Origin of the sequence: uncultured Kocuria sp., assembly GCF_947500125.1 — a bacterium.
GTDB lineage: Bacteria > Actinomycetota > Actinomycetes > Actinomycetales > Micrococcaceae > Kocuria.
The window spans coordinates 1-784 of record NZ_CANMRA010000086.1 but is presented as its reverse complement, the minus strand read 5'-3'; the positions used below and the strand labels follow the sequence as shown (position 1 = coordinate 784).

Sequence of the window (784 nt, the reverse complement as noted above, 5' to 3'; positions counted from 1 at the left end):
TCACCCGCTCGATCCTCGGGATCCCGTGGCCGGCGAAGTAGACGGCCGCCCGGGCCAGGAACCCGGCGCAGGTGGTGCCCTTCTCATCGGCGTGGATCTCGGAGTACGCCAACCTGGAGTGGTCATCGACCACCGAGTGCACGTAGTCGAAGCCGGGTCCGTGGCGACGATCTCTGACCGCGTTCGCGCGCCCCAGGGCACGCCAGCCGCCACCATCAGGGATCCGCCCGAGCTTCTTCACGTCCATGTGCACCAGCTCCCCAGGGTGCTCGCGTTCGTAGCGCACCGCGGTGGTCTTCGAGGACCGGATCACCGCACCGGTGAGCGGGTCCAGCTCGCGCAGGTACGGGACCTGATGGCGGCGCAGGATCCGCCCTACCGTGCGTGCCGGGATACCCAGCTCACCTGCGATCCAGTCCTGGCCCTGCCGGGTCCTGGCGCGCAGCGCCAGGACCCGCTGCTCCGTGCTCGTACGTGTGCGGGTCGGGGTGGTGTGCGGGCGCGAGGACCGGTCCTGCAGGCCGGTCTCACCCTCGGTCTCGTAACGGGTGATCCAGTGGGCCACGCACTTGCGCGAGATGCCCATGGCCTTGGCGATGTGGGACTTCGGCATCCCGGAACGGTGCCGGGAGACGATGAGCAGCCTGCCGTGGACGGTGGTGCGGGCGTTACGGTGGGACACGGGAGCCTCCGTGGTGGATGTGGGCCTTAGACAAGCCACACCCCACCCGGAGGCTTTCCTCACGTCAACACCGTCCTGCTACCAATGTCCCGACTGGGTACA

General features: G+C 68.6%; 1 protein-coding gene. It reads right to left on the bottom strand.

The annotated features are described in order from the left end of the window. On the bottom strand, positions 1–682 hold a 682-nt coding region (locus tag Q0817_RS19960; protein ID WP_298592236.1), incomplete at its 3' end, for a helix-turn-helix domain-containing protein. Positions 683–784 lie beyond the last annotated feature (102 nt).